The organism is Ruegeria sp. CG11, from assembly GCF_056537245.1.
This window is the reverse complement of record NZ_JBQFRE010000059.1, coordinates 1-1,170: the sequence shown is the minus strand read 5'-3', so window position 1 is coordinate 1,170 and position 1,170 is coordinate 1. Positions and strand designations below refer to the sequence as shown.

2 protein-coding genes are annotated in these 1,170 nt (G+C 55.8%); both read left to right on the top strand.

Going from position 1 to position 1,170, the window contains the following annotated elements; genetic code table 11:
- Window positions 1–74: 74 nt before the first annotated feature.
- Window positions 75–995, top strand: a complete 921-nt coding sequence (locus ACR0KW_RS24205) for a TIGR01458 family HAD-type hydrolase (protein ID WP_480807303.1) — start codon at window positions 75–77, stop codon at window positions 993–995.
- 70 nt (window positions 996–1,065) lie between these two features.
- The coding region (locus ACR0KW_RS24200) for a glutathione S-transferase N-terminal domain-containing protein (RefSeq protein ID WP_480807302.1) at window positions 1,066–1,170 on the top strand (105 nt) is incomplete at its 3' end.

Below are 1,170 nucleotides of genomic sequence, written 5' to 3'. Positions count from 1 at the left end.
GGTCAGCCAGAAAAGATCGCTCATGTTACCGCTCCGTTTGTGGAGCCGTGAATCACGCGGCGCGGCGGAATTCAATGCATCCTGACCCTAGTCATCTGTTCCCAGGTAGAGTCGACATTTGCTGCAACTCTGCGGATGGAATACTGTTCCTAATGCCACCGGTTTCGGGTGGCGCGGAAGGTGCCAAAGTTGACGCCTCGTGTAGGCTCCAGCAAAATTTGAGAATGATCCAAACAGTATTACTTGATATCTCCGGAGTTCTTTACCAAGGGCCCGAGGCGATCCCCGGAGCCACTGAGGCACTTACCCGGTTGAGATCCAGCGGACTGCAAGTGAGATGCCTCACCAATAGTACGCGGCAGCCAAAGCACCGCATCATGGACAAGCTGCGCGACCTTAAATTCGTGATTCAGCCGGAAGAGGTATTTACACCTGTCGCTGCCTGTTTGGATTGGCTTTCGCGCACAGGGTACAGCCCGCGTTTGCTCGTACACCCAGCGCTTGAGGAAGAGTTTTTTGCCTGCGACCGCAATGGACCGCCCGCCGTTATTGTTGGCGATGCCGCCCAGGAGTTTTCCTATGAAAATATGAACCGGGCATACAGATTGTTGCAAAATGGGGCGCCCTTGATCGCGCTCGCAAACAACCGCAATTTCAAGGATGAGGATGGGCGGTTAAGCCTTGATGCGGGCTGCTTTGTCAAAGCGCTGGAATACGCTACCGGCATCCGGGCTCAACTGTTTGGCAAACCGGATCCCGGATTTTTCAGAGCCGCCGTTGCCAGCACCGGCGCCGCTCCCGCGCAGTCAGCTATGATCGGTGATGATGCAGAAAGCGATATTGCCGGCGCTTTGGCTGCGGGCTTGGCAGAGGCGTATCTGGTGCGCACCGGAAAGTTCCGTGAAGGCGACGAAAACCGGTTTGCCCCTGAACCAACAGATACCGTGTCCGATGTTTGCGAAGCAGTGGCCCGCTTGACCGGCCTGGCGGCATGACAGCAGAAGCTATGATTTGACAATTGAGGAAGGGTTTGACCGTACCGGCGGGTTGCAGATAAATCCTCCTATGGCTCATCACCCTATCTTATGGACGTTCCGCCGCTGCCCGTATGCAATCAGGGCCCGCCTCGCGTTGGCGTGTTCGGGTGTCAAAGTTGAGTTGCGCGAAATT